The sequence below is a fragment of the Pseudomonas fluorescens genome, from assembly GCF_018614655.1.
Classification (GTDB): Bacteria; Pseudomonadota; Gammaproteobacteria; order Pseudomonadales; family Pseudomonadaceae; genus Aquipseudomonas; species Aquipseudomonas fluorescens_BX.
In genome coordinates, this window is record NZ_JAGGOG010000001.1 from 119,538 (window position 1) to 137,376 (window position 17,839).

Here is a 17,839-nt window from a genome sequence, read left to right on the forward strand (position 1 = left end):
GCACATGAAGACGCATAGGTTCCACGCATTCATTTGTAGAATGAAGTCCCGAGGAATCTTCGTTTGCAAGCAGCCGATGCACCCAACAAAATCGCGGAAACGGCCATGCCTTTCTAAACCGCTGCCAGGAATTTTTCTATGCCAACTGCCCGCCATGTCAGTCCTGACGAGATCCGTAAAGGCTTCTCCAAAGCCATGTCCGACATGTACCGAGATGAAGTGCCGCTGTATGGCGCCTTGATGGAGTTGGTGGCCGAGACCAATGCGCGCGTTCTGGAAACGGACGTAGCCCTGGCACAACAGCTGCAGCGCACCGGTGAAATCCAGCGGCTGGACATGGAGCGCCACGGCGCCATCCGCCTGGGCACCGCCGAAGAGCTGACTACCATCCGCCGCCTGTTTGCGGTGATGGGCATGCAGCCGGTGGGCTACTACGACCTGACCCCGGCCGGGGTTCCGGTGCATTCCACGGCCTTTCGCGCCGTACATGAAAGCGCATTGCAAGCCAGCCCATTCCGGGTCTTCACCTCGTTGCTGCGCCTGGAACTGATCGAAAACCCCGAGCTGCGGGCGTTCGCCCAGGCCGCACTGGCCAAACGTTCGATTTTCACCCCAGGTGCACTGGCACTGATCGAACAAGCGGAAAAAGACGGTGGCCTCAACGCCGCCGATGCCGAAGCCTTCACCCAGCAAGCCCTGGAAACCTTCCGCTGGCACCACACCGCCACCGTCAGCGCCACGCAATACCAGCAGTTGAGCGACCAACACCGGCTGATCGCCGACGTGGTGGCCTTCAAGGGCCCACACATCAATCACCTGACCCCGCGCACCCTGGACATCGACCAGGTACAGGCCGCCATGCCCGGCAAAGGCATCACCCCCAAAGCCGTGATTGAAGGCCCGCCTCGCCGCCAATGCCCTATCCTGCTGCGCCAAACCAGCTTCAAGGCCCTGGACGAAGCCATTGCGTTTACCGACGCCAAGGGCAGCCACAGTGCGCGCTTCGGCGAAATCGAACAGCGCGGCGTGGCGCTGACGCCCAAAGGCCGGGCCTTGTACGACGAACTACTGAATGCGGTGCGGGATGAACTGGGCGCATTCCCCACTGAAGCCAATGCCGGGCGCTACACCGAACTGATGGAACAGCACTTCCGGGCCTTCCCGGATGATCATCGGCAAATGCGCGAACAGGAACTGGCGTTCTTTCGTTATTTCGTGACCGATAAGGGGCTTGCGGCACAGGGTCGGGCAGGCGTGCCACGCACATTGGGTGCTTTGATCGAGGCCGGGCATGTGGATGTGGAGCCGTTGGTGTATGAGGACTTCCTGCCGGTGAGCGCGGCGGGTATTTTCCAGTCGAACCTGGGGGATGCGGCGCAAAGTCACTACGCAGCCAACTCCAATCAAGCGGAGTTTGAAAAGGCCTTGGGGCGCCAGACGATTGATGAGTTGAAGCTGTACGGGGAAACCCAACAGCGGTCGATCATGATGTGTGCGCAAGCATTGGGCTTGCCGGCACTGGCGTGAGGTAAGGAGTTCGCCCGACGCCACAGCGCAATCCTTGCGCCGTAAACGAGCCCCAGGGTCGGGCGAACGATTGGCATGATAGGCAGTGAAGGGGATGCTGTCCTTCGGAGAATTCTGAACAAATGTGGGAGCGGCAGTACCACGTCCCCACATTAGAGGTATGCCGCTTACAACAACTTGGCAATCTCGTCCTTAACGAGCAAGCGCTTCTCCTTCAACTTCTTCAACTCATCATCACTGCCGGCCGCCTTTTCAGCGCTCAATACCTGTTCATCGACAGTTTTGTATTTATCGAGCAGCGCATTCAAATGGGGATTCTCTGCCCGGCGCCCGTCGACAACTTCCTTGCTCAAACCCAGGTCCTGATACAGGTCGTGTTTCACTGGCATGGCGTACCTCCGCAAGTTGATCAATGGCTGATGCCCTTTGAAGCTAGCCTATCGGAGGGGCCCTTGTCATGTTTGAGATCAAGGCTGTCGCGTTTGCAGCCCCGTTCGTCGCAGGAAGGGTCATGAGACAAAACCTTTGCCGTGCCCTGCCTTCCACTGTAGATCGCCACCCGAGGAGGACAGGTTCCATGAGTCACGCTGCCAACGCTGTCGACACCCTGTGCATCAACACCCTTCGCACCCTGGCCATGGACGCCGTGCAGAAGGCCAACTCCGGCCACCCCGGCACGCCCATGGGCCTGGCTCCGGTGGGTTATACCTTGTGGAACCGCTTCCTGCGCTATCACCCCGAGCATCCCGACTGGCCCAACCGTGACCGTTTCGTATTATCGGTGGGCCATGCCTCGATGTTGCTCTATTCGCTGCTGCACCTGGCCGGCGTGGTCGAGATTGATGAGCACGGCAAGCGCTCCGGTAACCCGGCCATCAGCCTTGAAGACATCAAGCAGTTCCGGCAGATGGGCTCCAAAACGCCAGGCCACCCGGAATACCGCATGACCACCGGGGTGGAAACCACCACCGGACCTATGGGCCAGGGTTGTGCCAACAGCGTCGGCATGGCCATGGCCGAGCGCTGGCTGGGTCAGCGCTTCAACCGGGACGGCAAGGTGTTGTTCGACTACAACGTCTACACCCTGTGCGGCGACGGCGACATGATGGAAGGTATCAGCAGCGAAGCCGCGTCACTGGCCGGGCATTTGAAGCTGGCGAACCTGTGCTGGATCTATGACAACAACACCATCAGCATCGAGGGCCACACCGAATTGGCCTTCAGCGAAGATGTGATCACGCGCTTCCAGGCTTATGGCTGGCACACCTTGCACGTGACCGATGCCAATGACCTCAAAGCCCTGAGTGATGCCCTGGACACCTTCACGACCAACACCGGAGCGCCGACGCTGATCGTGGTCGACAGTGTGATTGGCTACGGTTCACCCCACAAACACAATACATCTGCTGCCCATGGCGAGCCCTTGGGCGTGGATGAAATCCGCTTGACCAAAGCAGCCTACGGTTGGCCCGAGGACGAAAGCTTCCTGGTTCCGGACGAAGCCCGCAGCGTGTTGCACGATGCGCTGGTGGCACGCGCCCAGCCCTTGTATGAGCAATGGTCGCGAACCTTGTCCCAGCTCGAACAGCACGAGCCGGAACTGGCCGATGAACTGCGGCGTATGCGCGCAGGTGAGATGCCCGAGCATTGGGGCGACCGCCTGCCGACCTTTGCTTGCGATGCCAAAGGCCTGGCCAGCCGTGCTTCGGGTGGCGAAGTGTTGAACGCTTTTGCCCAGCAGATTCCCTGGCTGCTCGGGGGCTCGGCGGACTTGTCGCCTTCCACCAAGACCAACCTGACCTTCGACGGTGCCGGGCGTTTCAGTGCCGAGGACTACAGTGGGCGCAACCTGCACTTCGGTATCCGCGAGCACGCCATGGGTGCCATCGCCAACGGGATGGCGCTGTCTTATTTGCGGCCCTACACCTCGACCTTCCTGGTGTTCAGCGACTACATGAAACCGCCGATCCGCTTGGCGGCGATCATGGAACTGCCGGTGGTGTTTGTGTTTACCCATGACTCGATTGGCGTGGGCGAAGATGGCCCGACGCACCAGCCTGTCGAACACCTGAGTCAACTACGCGCCACGCCGGGCTTGCTGACCCTGCGTCCGGGGGATGCCAATGAAACCCTGGAGGCCTGGAAGATCGCGCTCGCCCAGACCCATCGCCCCAGTTGTATCGTGCTGTCGCGTCAGAACCTGCCGACGCTGGATCGCACGAAATACGCAGCAGCATCGGGTACTGCCCGCGGGGCCTATGTATTGGCCGGGGCCGAGAAGCCCGAGGTGATCCTGATGGCGACCGGCAGCGAGGTCAGCCTGGCCGTTGACGCCTATGAGCAGTTGAAAGCGGACGGGGTAGCGGCGCGGGTGGTGTCGATGCCCAGTTGGGAGTTGTTTGAGGAACAGGACCAGGCCTACCGCGACAGCGTCTTGCCGCCGGCCGTGAAAGCTCGGGTGGTGGTGGAACAGGCCGGCCCCTTGGGTTGGGACCGTTATGTCGGGCAAACCGGGGCCAAGGTGGTAATGAACAGCTTCGGGGCTTCGGCACCGTTGGCCAAGTTGCAGGCCAAGTTCGGGTTTACGCTGGAGAATGTGGTGAAGGTGGCCAAGGAGCAGGTTCGACACAGTAACCACTAATCAATGAGTGCCACTTTGTGGCGAGCGGGCTTGCCCCGCGTTGGGCTGCGCAGCAGCCCTAAATTCTGTCACAGAGAGTTCTGTCTGAAAGAATTCGATGACCTTACTGGGGCTGCTGCGCAGCCCAACGCGGGGCAAGCCCGCTCGCCACAATGGCCCAGTCATATCGAAGGTCAGGGCAGTTCCCGCGCCAGGAACGGTGCGGTACGACTGCTCTTACTCCGGGCGACTTTTTGCGGCGTCCCACTCACCACAACCTTCCCGCCTCGATCGCCCGCCCCCGGTCCAATATCAATCACCCAGTCACTCTGGGCCACCACCCGCATTTCATGTTCCACCACAATCACCGTATGCCCCGCATCCACCAGATGGTTGAGCTGGCTGAGCAAGCGGTCGACATCTCGCGGATGCAACCCGGTGGTCGGTTCATCCAACACATACAAGGTGGCGCCCCGAGCGTTGCGCTGTAGCTCGGTGGCCAGTTTGATCCGCTGGGCTTCGCCGCCGGACAACTCAGTCGCCGGCTGCCCCAGTCGCAGGTAGCCCAGGCCGATATCCCTCAGCACTTGCAGCGAGCGCAAGACGCCGGATTGTTCGGCAAATACCTCCACGGCTTGCTCGACGGTCAGCCCCAGCACCTGAGCGATGTTCAAACCTTCCCAGGTAATCGCCAGGGTCTCAGGGTTATAGCGCGCGCCATGACAGGTCGGGCACGGCGCATACACGCTGGGCATAAACAGCAATTCGACGCTGACGAAACCTTCGCCCTCACAGTTCGGGCAACGGCCTTTGGCGACGTTGAAGGAGAACTGCCCCGCGTCGTAGCCGTGTTTTTTCGCCGCTGTTGTGGCGGCGAACAGTTTGCGCACGTTATCGAACAGACCGGTGTAGGTCGCCAGGTTCGAGCGCGGCGTGCGGCCGATGGGTTTCTGGTCCACCTGTACCAAGCGTCGAATGTGCTCAAGCCCGGCGCTGATACGGCCGCCGCTGGTTTGCACAGGCTCATCCTCAAGGCTTGGCTCGTCCTCTTCGGCTTGCACCATACGACCCAGCCCAGCGCCCACCAACTCCAACAACGCCTGACTGACCAGGCTGGACTTGCCCGAACCGGAGATCCCGGTGACGGCGGTAAAGCAACCCAACGGGAAGTCCACACTCACGTCATCCAGGTTATTGCGCCTCACCCCTTCCAGGCTCAACCAGCCTGTCGGTTGACGGGGCGAACGGCCGGCCGGGCGCTGCTCGGCGAACAGGTACTCGCGGGTTTGTGACGCCTCAACCTGAGCCAGGCCCGCTGGCGGGCCGCTGTAGAGTACCTGGCCGCCATGCTCACCCGCCGCAGGGCCAACGTCGATCAGCCAATCGGCACGGCGCATGGTTTCCAGGTCGTGTTCCACCACAAACAACGAGTTGCCCGCGGCCTTCAATCGATCCAGCGCCGCGAACAGCGCCTCACCGTCAGCAGGATGCAAGCCGGCCGAGGGCTCGTCCAGCACATAGATCACCCCGAACAACTGCGAACCCAATTGCGTGGCCAGCCGCAAGCGTTGCAACTCACCGGAAGACAAGGTCGGCGTGCTGCGCTCCAGGGCCAGGTAACCCAGCCCCAGGTCGGTCAGGGTGCTGACCCGCTCGAGCAAATCCTGGGCGATCCGCTGGGCGGCCAGGCGTTTTTCCACCGACAACTTGCCCTTGTCCTGCCCCTCGGCCACCGGGCGCAGCATCTCGGCCAGTTGCAGCAATGACATCTGTGACAGCTCGCCAATGTCATAACCTGCGAACTTCACCGACAACGCCGCCCGAGTCAGGCGCTTGCCCTCGCACAACGGGCACGGACTGCCCTGCATGAACTGCGAGACACGCTTTTTCATCAGCGCGCTTTGGGAATGGGTAAAGGTGTGCAGGATATAGCGCCGGGCCCCGCTGAACGTGCCCTGGTAACTGGGCTCCAGCTTGCGCTTGAGGGCATCGCGGGTTTGCGCCGGGGTCAGGCCGGCGTACACCGGCACGGTTGGGGTTTCTTCGGTGAAGAGAATCCAGTCCCGCTGTTTTTTCGGCAAATCGCGCCACGGGATGTCGACGTCATAACCCATCGTTACCAGAATGTCCCGCAGGTTCTGCCCCTGCCACGCCAGCGGCCAGGAAGCCACCGCCCGCTGGCGAATGGTCAGGGACGGATCGGGCACCATCAACGCCTCGGTGACTTCATACACCCGGCCCAACCCATGGCATTGCGGGCAGGCGCCCTGGGGCAAGTTGGGGGAAAAGTCCTCGGCATACAGCATCGGCTGCCCCGGCGGGTAGCTGCCGGCGCGGGAATACAGCATGCGGATCAGGCTCGACAAGGTGGTCACGCTGCCCACCGACGACCGCGTGCTCGGCGTGCCCCGCTGTTGTTGCAGGGCCACGGCCGGTGGCAGGCCTTCGATGGAGTCCACGTCCGGCACGCCCACTTGATCGATCAGGCGTCGGGCATAGGGTGCCACCGATTCGAAATAGCGGCGCTGGGCCTCGGCATACACAGTGGAAAAGGCCAGGGATGACTTGCCGGATCCCGATACCCCGGTAAACACCACCAGGGCATCTCGGGGAATGTCCACGTCGATGTTGCGCAGGTTGTGTTCCCGGGCGCCCCGCACCCGGACGAAGCCCGTGCGTGGGTTGGATAACGCGGTGTCTGGCGGCAAGTTGCGCTGTGAAGTCATGGTCAACCTTATAAGGGGTGAGTCCAGGTGTTGATCGAGAAAGGCAAGCGAACGTTCAATCGCTGTGCCCCCTGCGTGTAATTCAAGGTGAGCAACACGGCCACTGGCGGCAATCCATATAGCTTATGCGGCCATGAACGGGCAAGGCGCATGGCCAGAACCTCAATGGAAATCCCGACTGCGCACATTGATCCCGGCCAATAATGGCGTCAGGTCACTCAAGCGCCCGGCGATCAAGTGCCGGACCTCCCCCACCGCCTCCCAGCGCCCGTCTACCTTGAGCAACTGCGACCCTACCAGCACCTGGCGCTGGCGCTCTGCCAGGTCGCGCCAAACCACCACGTTGATATTGCCGAACTCATCTTCCAGGGTGACAAAGGTGACTCCGCTGGCGGTCCCAGGCCGTTGCCTGCCGGTCACCAAGCCGGCGATGCTGACATGACGCCCATGCTCCACTGTCAGCAGCTCCCGGGAACTGCGGCAACGTCGCGTGCGCAGTTCATCACGCAGCAGCGCCAACGGGTGTGGGCCCAGGGTAGTACCGACGCTGGCATAGTCGGCCTGCAGGTCTTCGCCTACCGTCGGTTGCGGCAACGCCACCACAGACTCTTCGGGGCTGGGCACGCCGGTAAACAAGCCCATCTGCCGCTGTACCCCGGCCACTTCCCAGCGCGCCTGATATCGGTGCCCGGCCAAGCTGCGCAACGCACCGGCATCCGCCAGCAGCTCCTGGGCGCGCTCGTCCAGCCGGGCGCGCTCGCCAAGGTCGGCAATGTCGAGAAACTCACCGCCCTGGCGCGCGGCTTCAATGCGCCGTGCATCCTCCTCACGAAACCCCGAAACCATGCGCAGCCCCATGCGGATTGCCGGCTGCTGGCCCTCGATCGGTTCCAGGTTGCAATCCCAGTCACTGGTGCTCACGTCCACCGGGCGAATCTGCAAGTGATGACGACGCGCGTCCTGGAGAATCTGGTCCGGGCTGTAGAAACCCATGGGCCAACTGTTGATCAGGGCGCAGGCAAACGCCGCCGGCTCATGGCATTTGAGCCAGCAACTGGCGTAGGTCAGCAAGGCGAAGCTGGCCGCGTGAGACTCCGGAAAACCATAGCTGCCAAAGCCCTTGATCTGCTCGAAAATCTGCGCGGCAAAGGCTTCGCTGTAGCCTCTTTCCACCATGCCGCTGCGCAGTCGTTCCTGATGAGGCTCCAGGCCACCGTGGCGTTTCCAGGCAGCCATGGAGCGACGCAACTGGTCGGCCTCACCGGGGCTGTAGCCAGCGGCGACGATAGCGATCTGCATCACTTGCTCCTGGAACAGCGGAATGCCCAAGGTGCGCTTGAGCACGCTTTTGAGCTTCGCAGACGGATAGGTCGCTTCCTCTTCCTTGTTCCGCCGACGCAGGTATGGATGCACCATGCCGCCCTGAATCGGCCCGGGGCGGACGATGGCCACCTCGATCACCAGGTCATAGAAATCCTTCGGCCGTAGCCTGGGCAGCATCGACATCTGCGCCCGGGACTCGATCTGGAACACGCCAATGGTGTCGGCGCGGCTGATCATGGCGTAGGTGGCCGGGTCCTCCTTTGGAATTTCCGCCAGGGTCAGATCACGGTGGCGATGACGACGCAGCAGGTCGAAGCACCGACGAATGGCGCTAAGCATGCCCAAGGCCAGGATATCGACCTTGAGCAGGCCGACGGCATCCAGGTCGTCCTTGTCCCATTGAATGATGGTGCGCTCAGCCATGGCGGCATTCTCCACCGGCACCAGGGTGTCCAACGGGTGTTCGGAAATCACGAAACCACCGGGGTGCTGGGACAGATGCCGGGGGAAGCCAATCAGTTGCTGAGTCAGGCTGAGCACCCGGCGCAGCACCGGGCTGTCGGGGTCGAAACCTCCCTCACGCAGGCGCTCCAGGGGCGGTGCTTCATCGCTCCAGCGCCCACAGCAATCAGCCAGCGCATTAACCTGATCCGGCGGAAGGCCCAGGGCCTTGGCCACGTCACGCACCGCGCCGGCACCATGGTAGCTGCTGACCACCGCCGTCAAGGCAGCGCGGGTGCGACCATAGCGCTGGAACACGTATTGCAGCACTTCCTCCCGGCGCTCGTGTTCGAAATCGACGTCGATGTCCGGCGGCTCGTTGCGCTCTCGGGACAGGAAGCGCTCAAACAGCATGTTCATCAGGCTCGGGTCGATTTCAGTGATGCCCAGGGCGTAGCACACCGCCGAGTTGGCGGCCGAGCCACGGCCCTGGCAGAGGATTGAACGGCTGCGGGCAAAGCGCACGATGTCATGCACCGTTAGGAAATAGCTTTCATAACCCAGCTCGCTGATCAGTTCCAGCTCTCTGTTGATTTGTTGGAGAGTCTTGGCCTCGACACCTTTCGGCCAGCGCTGGACCATGCCCTGCTCGGTCAAGGTTCGCAGCCAGGATTTCGGGTCCTGCCCTTCGGGCACCAGCTCCCGTGGGTATTGATAATGCAGTTGGCCCAGGTCGAACGTGCAACGACGAGCGATGCTCAACGACGCTTCCAGCAAGTGCGGCGGATACAGGGCGCGCAGGGCGTCAAGGCTGCGCAAGTGGCGTTCGCCATTGGGGTACAGGCGCGCGCCCACCTCGGCGACCGGCACGTGATGACGGATCGCGGTCATGGTGTCCTGCAACGCACGACGGCTGCGCACATGCATATGCACATCGCCGCAGGCGACTGCCGGGATCTGCAAACGGGCCGCCAGCTTCAAGCGTTGCTCAAGAAGACGGGCATCATCTTGGCCGCAATGCAGCTGCACCGCCAGCCACACTCTCTGGGCGAACGTACTGCACAGCCACTGGATGTGGGCCTCGGTGTCGGACTCTTCGGCCACCCACAACACCAACAACCCCGGCACGGGATCGGCGAAGTCCTCTTGCAGCAGGCGGTAATGGCCTTTCTCGGCACGGCGCCGGGCAAGGGTGATCAGCCGGCAGAGGTGCTGATAACCCTCCAGGTTTTCCACCAACAGCACCAGCTTGGGGCCGTTCTCGATGCGCATCTCACTGCCGATGATCAACGGCAGCTTGACCTCCTTGGCCGCCTGCCAGGCGCGGACGATGCCCGACAGGGTGCATTCATCGGTGATTGCCAGGGCTTGGTAGCCTTGCTGCCGGGCCCGCTCGAACAACTCGCGGGCGCTGGACGCACCGCGCTGGAAACTGAAATTGGACAGGCAGTGCAGCTCGGCATAATCCGGGTTCATGCAAACCAGCCTTGCAGCCACAGCGCACCGCTTTCGCCCACGGTTCGATAGGCCCAGCCTTGTTGGCCCGCGCGGGTCTGGATCAGGTAATAATCACGGCGCACATCGGCACCGTCCCACCAGCCGGATTCAATGCGTTCCGGCCCCCTAAGAACCTGTATGCCCTGCTCGGCCAATGCCATGGGCTCACTCAACAACCAGCCGGGCCGTTGCACCTTGCTCAAGGGCGGACACGCCCGGCTGTCGACGCCAGGTTGCCAGGTACATTCCGGACGATGATCGGCTTGAAAACGCAAGCCTTGTACCGCCTCGTCACCCAGGCGCGCCCGCAAGCGTTCGCGCAACTGTTCCCAAGGCAGGGTTTGTTGTGGGCGTTCATCAAACAAGTCCTGGCGCTGGGGCACAAACACCGGCAGGTCCTGGGCCGTCAGGCGAAAGCCGCGCACCGGTGATGTCACCTGGACCTGCTCCAGGCGCCTCGGGCCAGCTCGAATAACATCGCCGGATCACGTTCGGCACTGAGCTGGCCAACCTTGATCAGCGTGTCCGCCTCTTCGGCATGTTCCAGATGCAGGTCAAAACGCTGCACTCCACTGTCTCGACCACACAGAAACGCCGACAGATCGCCCGTCAGGCGACGCAGCGGAAACAGCAACGCCTGATGAGACAGCACGTCAAAATTCAATTCGATGCGTGCATCGAACTGGTCCGGTGGCTGGTAGAAAGCCAGGGCCAGTGGGCGCTGGCCGGACAGCGCATCCAGGTGTTTGAGCAATGCTGCATCGAAACGCCTGGCGAGGGTATGCCGGGGCAAGGCTTGCACCTGAGCCAGGGTGCGCAGGCCCATCCGCAACAAGGCGGTGGCGGCTTGCGGATCGAGGCCTGCACGGTCGATGGGAATCGGGCCCAAGGCCTGTTGCAGCACTTCATCATCCGCCACGGCCACACCATCGTAGACATTGGCCAGCACCCGGGCGGCGGTCGGGTTGGGGGCGGCGACGATGCGGTGACGAAAGCCCAGCGCCGTCAACTCCTTGCGCAGGCGTGCTTCGAGCTGTGGCCATGGCCCGAACAGACCCAGGCTCGATTCAATCTCGAACAACAGGGCACGCGGGTAAAACACACTGACCTGGGAGCTGAAACGGTAGGCCCAGGCGGCAAGAAATTGCTGCCAGCGCTCGATGTCCACCGGATCGTATTCGGCGCAGGCGAAGGCCTTGGTCAGGGCATGGGCCGCCGTCAGGGACTGGCCTGGGCGCAGCCCCAACTTGCGCGCCGCCTCGTTGACGGTTTGCAGCATCCGTCGCTGCGGAGTACCTGCCAGCAATGCCAATGGCTGATCCGGTTCGGGACGCAGGCGCAGTACCCCGTCCAGCGCCAATTGCGGGAAGACAATACAGACCCAGCGCATGCCAACCTCAGTGCCCGAGCGCAAGAGCAATCGGCGCCGGGTGAGCCAGCCCGCCCCGGCACTTGAGCACCCGCACCTGAGCGGGCCTGGCCTCGACCACCAGACGTAAAGCCGCCGGCGATGGGTTGATCGTCTCACTTAACGGGCGCCAGGCAAACGCCAGGGTCTGGCCGGTTTCCGCCGCCACCTGCAAGCGACGCAAGGCTCGGTCGTCGGCCTTGCGCGGCCAGCACAGCACCGCCCCGCAACTGCCGGAACGCAGGCATTGCTCCACGGCCCACAAGGCATCGCGCTCATCCGCCCGGATCACCGAGAGCTGGCGCAGGTCCACACCGGCGTTCTGCCAGGCATGGGGATAGGGAATATAGGGCGGTGCCACCAGCACAATTCGCTCCCCCGCCGCCGAGAGTCGCGCCAGGGTCGGCCATACCAGTTGCAACTCGCCCACACCCTCCTTGGCTACCAGGATTTCACTCAAGGCCGACTCCGGCCAGCCACCCGTAGGCAGCACCGCATCCAGGGCGGCGAGTCCGGTGGCATGAACGCTGGCCGGTGGCGCAACGGGCCGGCCCTTCCAGACTCGACCACCATTGAACAGCGAGTCCAGGGCAACAACGGCGCTCATCAACCTTGCCTCACCAGACCGCAGAACACGCCTTCGATGGCCAGGTCCTGATCGGGCCGGACAACGATAGGCGCATAAGCCGGGTTACGTGGCAGCAGACGTACGTTTTCGCCCGTGCGCTCAAAGCGTTTGATGGTGACTTCACCGTCCAGGCGCGCCACCACAATCTGCCCATTCACGGCCTCGGCACTGCGACGTACGCCCACCAGGTCGCCATCGAGAATGCCGTCTTCGATCATTGAGTCACCCTGGACCCGCAGCAGGTAATCCGGCACTCGGGCGAAAGTGGCCGGGTCGAGCATCAGGCGGTTGTGGACTTCGGCGTCGGCACCGATGGGCAGGCCTGCCGCTACTCGGCCGAGGACAGGAATGTCCAGCCATTCGGGCCGTAGCGGTTGATTGAGCAGGCGGATACCGCGGGCCTGATTGGGGTTGACCTCGATAAAACCGGCTTCGGTCAGGGCCAGCACATGCTTGCGGGCGACGCTACGGGAGGCAAAGCCGAAGGCCTCGGCGATTTCGGCGAGGCTGGGAGGTTGGCCTTGCTGCGCGATACGGTCGCGGATGAAGGTCAGGATGGCGGAGCGGCGGGGAGATAGAGTCGTCATGGAGTACATTTGTACTCTTTCAGGAAATCGCTGACAAGCGCCGCCAGTCGGGAGGGGATATCAGCCCGCCAAGAGCTGCCCCAACATCACACTACCCCTCCTCCTTCACTGCGAAACGCGCTGGGGCTCAGCCCCGTCCAGCGTTTGAACGCCCGCCTGAAACTGCGTACATCGCTGTAACCCACGACCTCGGTGATGCGCTCGATGGACAGCCCCGGGTTGCTCAACAACCCCATGGTACGTGCGCGCCGTACATGTTCCAGTAACCCTTCAAACGTCAGCCCATGCTCAGTCAGGCGCCGGCGCAAGGTGCGGCCGCTCATGTTCAAGTCACCGGCGACCTTTTCCAGCTGGCTGCCCTGCAAGTCACGGGAAATCGCGCGCTCTACCGCCTGGATCAAGTCCATCTTCTGGTGCAACTGAGCGCTTTCCAGCTCCAGCAATTCCAGGGCCTGGCGCAACGCCAGGGCATGATGATTGGGCAAGCGCACGTCCAGCCAATGGCGGGCCAGGACCATGCGGTTGTGCAGGCAACCAAAACGCACATCCGCGCCGAACAGCCGCATGTACTCGGCGACATACGACGGCGCGGCATGCATGAACTCCACCCGCTGCGGCATGAAGTCGGCGCCTACCAACGCCCGGCCATAGACCATGAGGCTGGCGAAGAACTCTTCGGCAGCAAACATTTGCACCTGTGCGTAGGGCAACAGGCATTCGATATCGACAAACACCTCGTCGGCGCTTTCGTGGGTACGCGTGGTGGCAATGCCACCGGAGGTGTGCTGATGACGCTCGCCGACGGCGAATGCATCGCGCAGGGTCTTGCACAGCGAGATCACGTGCCCCAGCAGACCCAGGGTGCCCAGCACATTCTGATTGCCCACACACAAACCCAATCCCTGATCGGGCAAGACCTTGAGCGCACGCTGAATCATGGTGACCGCCTGGCGATAGGAAATCCGCTGGGCCGGGTCATCCAGGTCATCGAGGGTAAACCCCAGGCCGCGACACAAATGCTCGGCGCTGGCGCCCTTTTGCGCGACGACTTGCCCGAGGGTTTGCAGGAGAAATGGCGAAACCAGAGCCAGTTCATAGTGCGGATCAACGGCTTTGCTTTGCATGGATCTTCGATTCCCGACTGAGTGCTCGGTTGTTGTTTTAGAAACATCCTGACAATCATAGGCGCTTGCCAGATTCGCCGCACTCTGGATAAAGACTGTCCGCCAAAGTCCCCCTATCTGGCCGCCAATACCCTGCCCCGTTGGGCGCCAAGGGCTTATTTGTATAGGTAGCGTCCCCCTAACAATAATAATGAGCCCAGACATGAAACCGATCCGTGCGTTTCGCCCCGTGCAACTCGCCCTGTTGACCCTGATCAGCCTGCCGGCCCTGGCCACCGAAGGCGGTGTCGACAACATCGGCCCCGGCACCGACGGCTTCTACATCTTGCCGCTGGACGTCAACAACCTGCCGGACCACATGTTCGCGTTCAACCTCTACTACAACCACTACGAAGCCAGGAAGCTCAATATCAGTTCCCTGGGCGGCAAGGTGCCGGGGGTGAATATCCAATCCGATGCGGTCATCCCGCGCCTGGATTACCTCAGCCCGGTGCGGGTGTTCGGCGGGCGACTGGGCGCCTACATCGCCCAACCCTGGATCAAACAGCAAGTGTCGATGTTCGACATGTCTGACCAGCGCGAAAGCATGGGCGATACCACCCTGGCCCCCATCATCCTCTGGGACATGGGCAAGAACCTGACCCTGGCGACGGCCCTGGAGATCACCTTGCCCACCGGCGAGTACGACGCCACGCGGCTGGCCAACACCAGCAACAATTTCTACACCTACAAACCGCTGGTGTCCGCGACCTGGATGCCTAATGAGCGTACCGAGCTGTCGATCAAGACCACCTACAGTTTCAACAAGGAAAACCCTGATACCCATTACCGCTCGGGGCAGATTTTCCACTTTGATTATTCGGCCAGCTACAAAGTGACCGACAACCTGAGCCTGGGGGTGAATGGGTACTACCTCAAGCAGACCACTGACGATAAGCAATATGGGCGTACGGTGGTCAATATCTACGGGGAGGATGTTGATGACGGGGTGAAGGGGCAGGTGTTTGCCATAGGTCCGGCGGTGTATTTCACTTTTCTCAAGTACGCCAGTGCGGAGGTGCGGTGGGCCAAGGAGTTTGATGTGAAGAATCGGCCGGAGGGGGATATGTTGTGGGCTAAGTTGACGATTCCGTTTGCGCTGTAATGCGGGGGGGGGCTGGGCTGGGGTACATATCCATTTCTGTGGTAACGGCCTCCTCAGGTTCCGCCCTTACGGCGGGTCACTTTTGGAAAAGAGCCCCAAAAGTAACCAAAAGGGCTCTTGCCCCACCACTCGGCACCTCGCTAGTGCTCGGTGTGCCCGAACGCAGGCATTACTCCGTGGGCCGCCGCGACGGGCCATCCATGGCCCAACGCGGCTAAACCGGCGTCCTGCCGGTTTACCCACTGCGTAATACCTGCGTTCGGCCAGCGTGGTTTAACGGGGCGCCTCAGATCAAGATCAAGATCAAAAGCAGATCAAGAGCACGCAGCCTCGCTGGCGCTCGACAGCTGCTACGCGAGGGTGGGGAGGAAGAAACGCATACGCTTCAAAGAATAGGTCGGCTACTAGGCCGCCTCGCTTTGTTTTTGATCTTGGGCGCCCCGTTAAACCACGATGGCAATGCCGGAGTGAGGGCATGCCGAGCCCAGGCGAGGCACCGAGTGGTGGGGCAAGAGCGTTTTGGTTACTTTGGGGCTTTTCCAAAGTGACCCGCCGTCAGGGTGGAACCAACAGTGGCCGTTACCGCAGCAACGGATATACCCCCCCCAATCCACCCAACCCAACCCCACTCAACTAGCAGTAGCCAACAACAAATCCCGCACCGACCTTCCCTGCCCACGACTACGGTCATGCTCATACAACGACGCTGCAATCTCGTCCGCCCGAATCGGCAGGATCGACAACAGCGTGTCGCTCAAACCATGGCTGGCCTGGCTGAACCCCTGCATGTAGATACCCGCCTTGCAGCGCTCATCCGTCACCACGCGGTAGTCACGGCTGACCTCGAACTCACCCATGTACTCCTGCAACGGCGCCAGCAACTGGCGATGCATCTGCCGCTCATACCCGGTAGCCAATACCACCGCGTCGTAATGGTTGAGGCTGGCCTCCCCGGTGGCGTTGTTGCGCAGCGCCAACTCGACACCCAACGGGCCGGCGCTGGCTTTTTCCACAGTGGTCAGGGTACGGAAGGCGTGACGGGCAATACCCGAGACTTTCTGGCGATAAAAAATACCGTAGATGCGCTCGATCAGGTCCAGGTCCACCACCGAATAGTTGGTGTTGTGGTACTCGTTGACCAGGCGCTCGCGCTCACCGCTGGCTTGCTGGAACACCAGGTCGGTGAATTCCGGCGAGAACACTTCGTTGACGAACGGGCTGTCGTCGGCCGGCTTGAGGGCCGAGCCCCGCAGGATCATGTCCACCTGCACCGACGGGAAGCTGTCGTTGAGGTCGATAAAGGCTTCGGCCGCGCTCTGGCCGCCGCCGATGATCGCAATGCGCATCGGCTTGCCATCGACGCACGGCTGCTGGGCCATGCGTGCCAGGTATTGGGAATGATGGAACACTCGGCCATCCTCCTTGAGGCCCTTGAACGCCGGTGGAATACGCGGCGTCCCGCCGGCGCTGACCACCACCGAACGGGCCGTGCGCACCAGTTGCTCACCCTGGGCATCCCGGGAAATTACCCGCAGCGCCTCGACCTGCTGCTGATGCAGGATCGGCTCGATGGCCAGCACTTCCTCGCCATAACGGCTTTGTGCCTGGAACTGGCCGGACACCCAACGCAGGTAGTCGTTGTACTCCATCCGGCACGGGTAGAAGGTTCCCAGGTTGATGAAGTCCACCAGGCGGCCATGGGCCTTGAGGTAGTTGACGAAGGAGTAAGGGCTGGTGGGGTTGCGCAGGGTGACCAGGTCCTTGAGGAAGGAAATCTGCAATTCACTCTGGGCTACCAGGGTATTGCCGTGCCAGCGGTAGTCAGCCTGCTTGTCGAGAAACAGCACGTCCAGTTTGCCTTGGGCCTTCTCGCGCTCTTGCAGGGCGATGGCGAGCGCCAGGTTCGAAGGGCCGAAACCGATACCGATCAGGTCGTGAACCGCGGGCGATGCAATTGCCTGTGTCATTCCAGTGTCCTCTGGATAAGCCCCGTGGCGGTGGGGCGGGAAAGCCTCAGAGACCTGTAGGCAGAACAACAGGTCGTGTGTTGATAGGAAACGAGGACAATGAAAAAAAATTTAGCCGCGACGCAATCAGTGCGTGTCCCACTCACGCATCCGCACCCGGCAGTGCTTCATGGCGTTGACGATGTGTTTCTCCACAAGGCTGCGGGAAATGTTCAGGCGCTCGGCAATTTCCAGATGGGACAAACCTTCGAGCTTGCGCAGTAGAAAGCTATTGCGACAGGCTGCCGGCAATTCCCCCAAAGCGCGCTCCAACATCTCCAGGCGCTGGCCATGATCCAGGCTGGCGTGAGGGGAAGCCGTGGAAAACCGCTCTTCGCTGTCCAGTACATCCAATGGCTCAACCTGGCGCAGGGCATTGCGCCGATGGCCGTCGATCACCAGGTTCAGGGCGGTGCGGTAAAGGAAGGCGCGCGGTTGTTCGATCGGCGTATCGCTGGCCCGCTCCAGCACCCGCACATAAGCGTCATGCACCACATCCTCGGCCACCTGGCGGTTGCCCAGCTTGGCGTTAAGGAAACACACCAGCTCACGATAGTAGTTTTCCAACATGACTCCCGACCGCCTGAATGGATAGCGGCATTAGGTCCTTGAGTGCGAAGACAACAGCCAATTCAGCGATACGTTTCGATGATGGCAGTTTGAGTGTGTGTAATTTATAGTAATTCTCATCTAGATTTAAATAATACTTGTATCAACGGCCCATTTATTTCTCTGCAACACCTGTAACCGCATATGTAACAGCCTAAATTGCCGGGCAATTTTCTCGTTTACCTTGCAGCTTCCCGCA

At 61.5% G+C, this 17,839-nt stretch carries 11 protein-coding genes and 1 pseudogene; 3 read left to right on the forward strand and 9 right to left on the reverse strand.

Annotated features, from left to right (window positions below; genetic code table 11):
* Positions 1–138 precede the first annotated feature (138 nt).
* Positions 139–1,527, forward strand: a complete 1,389-nt coding sequence (hglS, locus tag J7E41_RS00525; protein WP_214989461.1) for a 2-oxoadipate dioxygenase/decarboxylase HglS — start codon at positions 139–141, stop codon at positions 1,525–1,527.
* Between the two features lie 167 nt (positions 1,528–1,694).
* Here hglS and J7E41_RS00530 read toward each other — a convergent pair whose 3' ends face one another.
* Positions 1,695–1,916, reverse strand: a complete 222-nt coding sequence (locus tag J7E41_RS00530; RefSeq protein WP_214989462.1) for a DUF465 domain-containing protein — start codon at positions 1,914–1,916, stop codon at positions 1,695–1,697.
* 188 nt (positions 1,917–2,104) lie between these two features.
* Here J7E41_RS00530 and tkt point away from each other — a divergent pair, with 188 nt between their 5' ends.
* Positions 2,105–4,168, forward strand: a complete 2,064-nt coding sequence (tkt, locus tag J7E41_RS00535) for a transketolase (RefSeq protein ID WP_214989463.1) — start codon at positions 2,105–2,107, stop codon at positions 4,166–4,168.
* A 173-nt stretch (positions 4,169–4,341) separates the two neighbouring features.
* Here the strand turns inward: tkt and uvrA are convergent, their stop codons facing one another.
* From uvrA to J7E41_RS00565, 6 genes and pseudogenes are all read right to left on the reverse strand, one after another.
* Positions 4,342–6,873, reverse strand: coding sequence for an excinuclease ABC subunit UvrA (gene uvrA / locus J7E41_RS00540; protein WP_214989464.1), 2,532 nt, complete (start codon positions 6,871–6,873; stop codon positions 4,342–4,344).
* Positions 6,874–7,035: 162 nt separating this feature from the next.
* Positions 7,036–10,134, reverse strand: a complete 3,099-nt coding sequence (locus J7E41_RS00545) for an error-prone DNA polymerase (RefSeq protein WP_214989465.1) — start codon at positions 10,132–10,134, stop codon at positions 7,036–7,038.
* Positions 10,110–11,524 (reverse strand): annotated as a pseudogene (locus tag J7E41_RS00550) (Y-family DNA polymerase). The gene J7E41_RS00545 and the pseudogene J7E41_RS00550 overlap by 25 nt, the downstream one beginning before the upstream one ends.
* A 7-nt stretch (positions 11,525–11,531) precedes the next feature.
* A complete protein-coding gene (gene imuA, locus J7E41_RS00555) occupies positions 11,532–12,149 on the reverse strand; it encodes a translesion DNA synthesis-associated protein ImuA (RefSeq protein ID WP_214989466.1) in 618 nt (205 codons plus the stop codon).
* On the reverse strand, positions 12,149–12,766 hold the full coding sequence (gene lexA / locus J7E41_RS00560) for a transcriptional repressor LexA (protein WP_214989467.1): 618 nt from the start codon (positions 12,764–12,766) through the stop codon (positions 12,149–12,151). The genes imuA and lexA overlap by 1 nt, the downstream gene beginning before the upstream one ends.
* Before the next feature lie 77 nt (positions 12,767–12,843).
* Positions 12,844–13,881 (reverse strand): AraC family transcriptional regulator, encoded by a 1,038-nt coding sequence (locus tag J7E41_RS00565; protein WP_214989468.1) that lies wholly within the window; start codon positions 13,879–13,881, stop codon positions 12,844–12,846.
* 202 nt (positions 13,882–14,083) lie between these two features.
* On the opposite strand from J7E41_RS00565, the gene J7E41_RS00570 reads away from it, so the two are divergent.
* Positions 14,084–15,025, forward strand: coding sequence for a SphA family protein (locus tag J7E41_RS00570; RefSeq protein ID WP_214989469.1), 942 nt, complete (start codon positions 14,084–14,086; stop codon positions 15,023–15,025).
* Between the two features lie 629 nt (positions 15,026–15,654).
* Here the strand turns inward: J7E41_RS00570 and J7E41_RS00575 are convergent.
* Together J7E41_RS00575 and J7E41_RS00580 are read right to left on the reverse strand one after the other, a co-directional pair.
* On the reverse strand, positions 15,655–16,992 hold the full coding sequence (locus tag J7E41_RS00575; RefSeq protein WP_214989471.1) for a lysine N(6)-hydroxylase/L-ornithine N(5)-oxygenase family protein: 1,338 nt from the start codon (positions 16,990–16,992) through the stop codon (positions 15,655–15,657).
* A 126-nt stretch (positions 16,993–17,118) separates the two neighbouring features.
* Positions 17,119–17,601, reverse strand: a complete 483-nt coding sequence (locus J7E41_RS00580) for a sigma-70 family RNA polymerase sigma factor (protein ID WP_285229482.1) — start codon at positions 17,599–17,601, stop codon at positions 17,119–17,121.
* Between the last annotated feature and the right edge of the window lie 238 nt (positions 17,602–17,839).

Bases quoted from the DNA above. Each gene is read 5' to 3' on its own strand.
- hglS (WP_214989461.1), top strand. From the start codon at position 139: ATGCCAACTGCCCGCCATGTCAGTCCTGACGAGATCCGTAAAGGCTTC.
- J7E41_RS00530 (WP_214989462.1), bottom strand. From the start codon at position 1,916: ATGCCAGTGAAACACGACCTGTATCAGGACCTGGGTTTGAGCAAGGAA.
- tkt (WP_214989463.1), top strand. From the start codon at position 2,105: ATGAGTCACGCTGCCAACGCTGTCGACACCCTGTGCATCAACACCCTT.
- uvrA (WP_214989464.1), bottom strand. From the start codon at position 6,873: ATGACTTCACAGCGCAACTTGCCGCCAGACACCGCGTTATCCAACCCA.
- imuA (WP_214989466.1), bottom strand. From the start codon at position 12,149: ATGAGCGCCGTTGTTGCCCTGGACTCGCTGTTCAATGGTGGTCGAGTC.
- lexA (WP_214989467.1), bottom strand. From the start codon at position 12,766: ATGTACTCCATGACGACTCTATCTCCCCGCCGCTCCGCCATCCTGACC.
- J7E41_RS00565 (WP_214989468.1), bottom strand. From the start codon at position 13,881: ATGCAAAGCAAAGCCGTTGATCCGCACTATGAACTGGCTCTGGTTTCG.
- J7E41_RS00570 (WP_214989469.1), top strand. From the start codon at position 14,084: ATGAAACCGATCCGTGCGTTTCGCCCCGTGCAACTCGCCCTGTTGACC.
- J7E41_RS00575 (WP_214989471.1), bottom strand. From the start codon at position 16,992: ATGACACAGGCAATTGCATCGCCCGCGGTTCACGACCTGATCGGTATC.
- J7E41_RS00580 (WP_285229482.1), bottom strand. From the start codon at position 17,601: ATGTTGGAAAACTACTATCGTGAGCTGGTGTGTTTCCTTAACGCCAAG.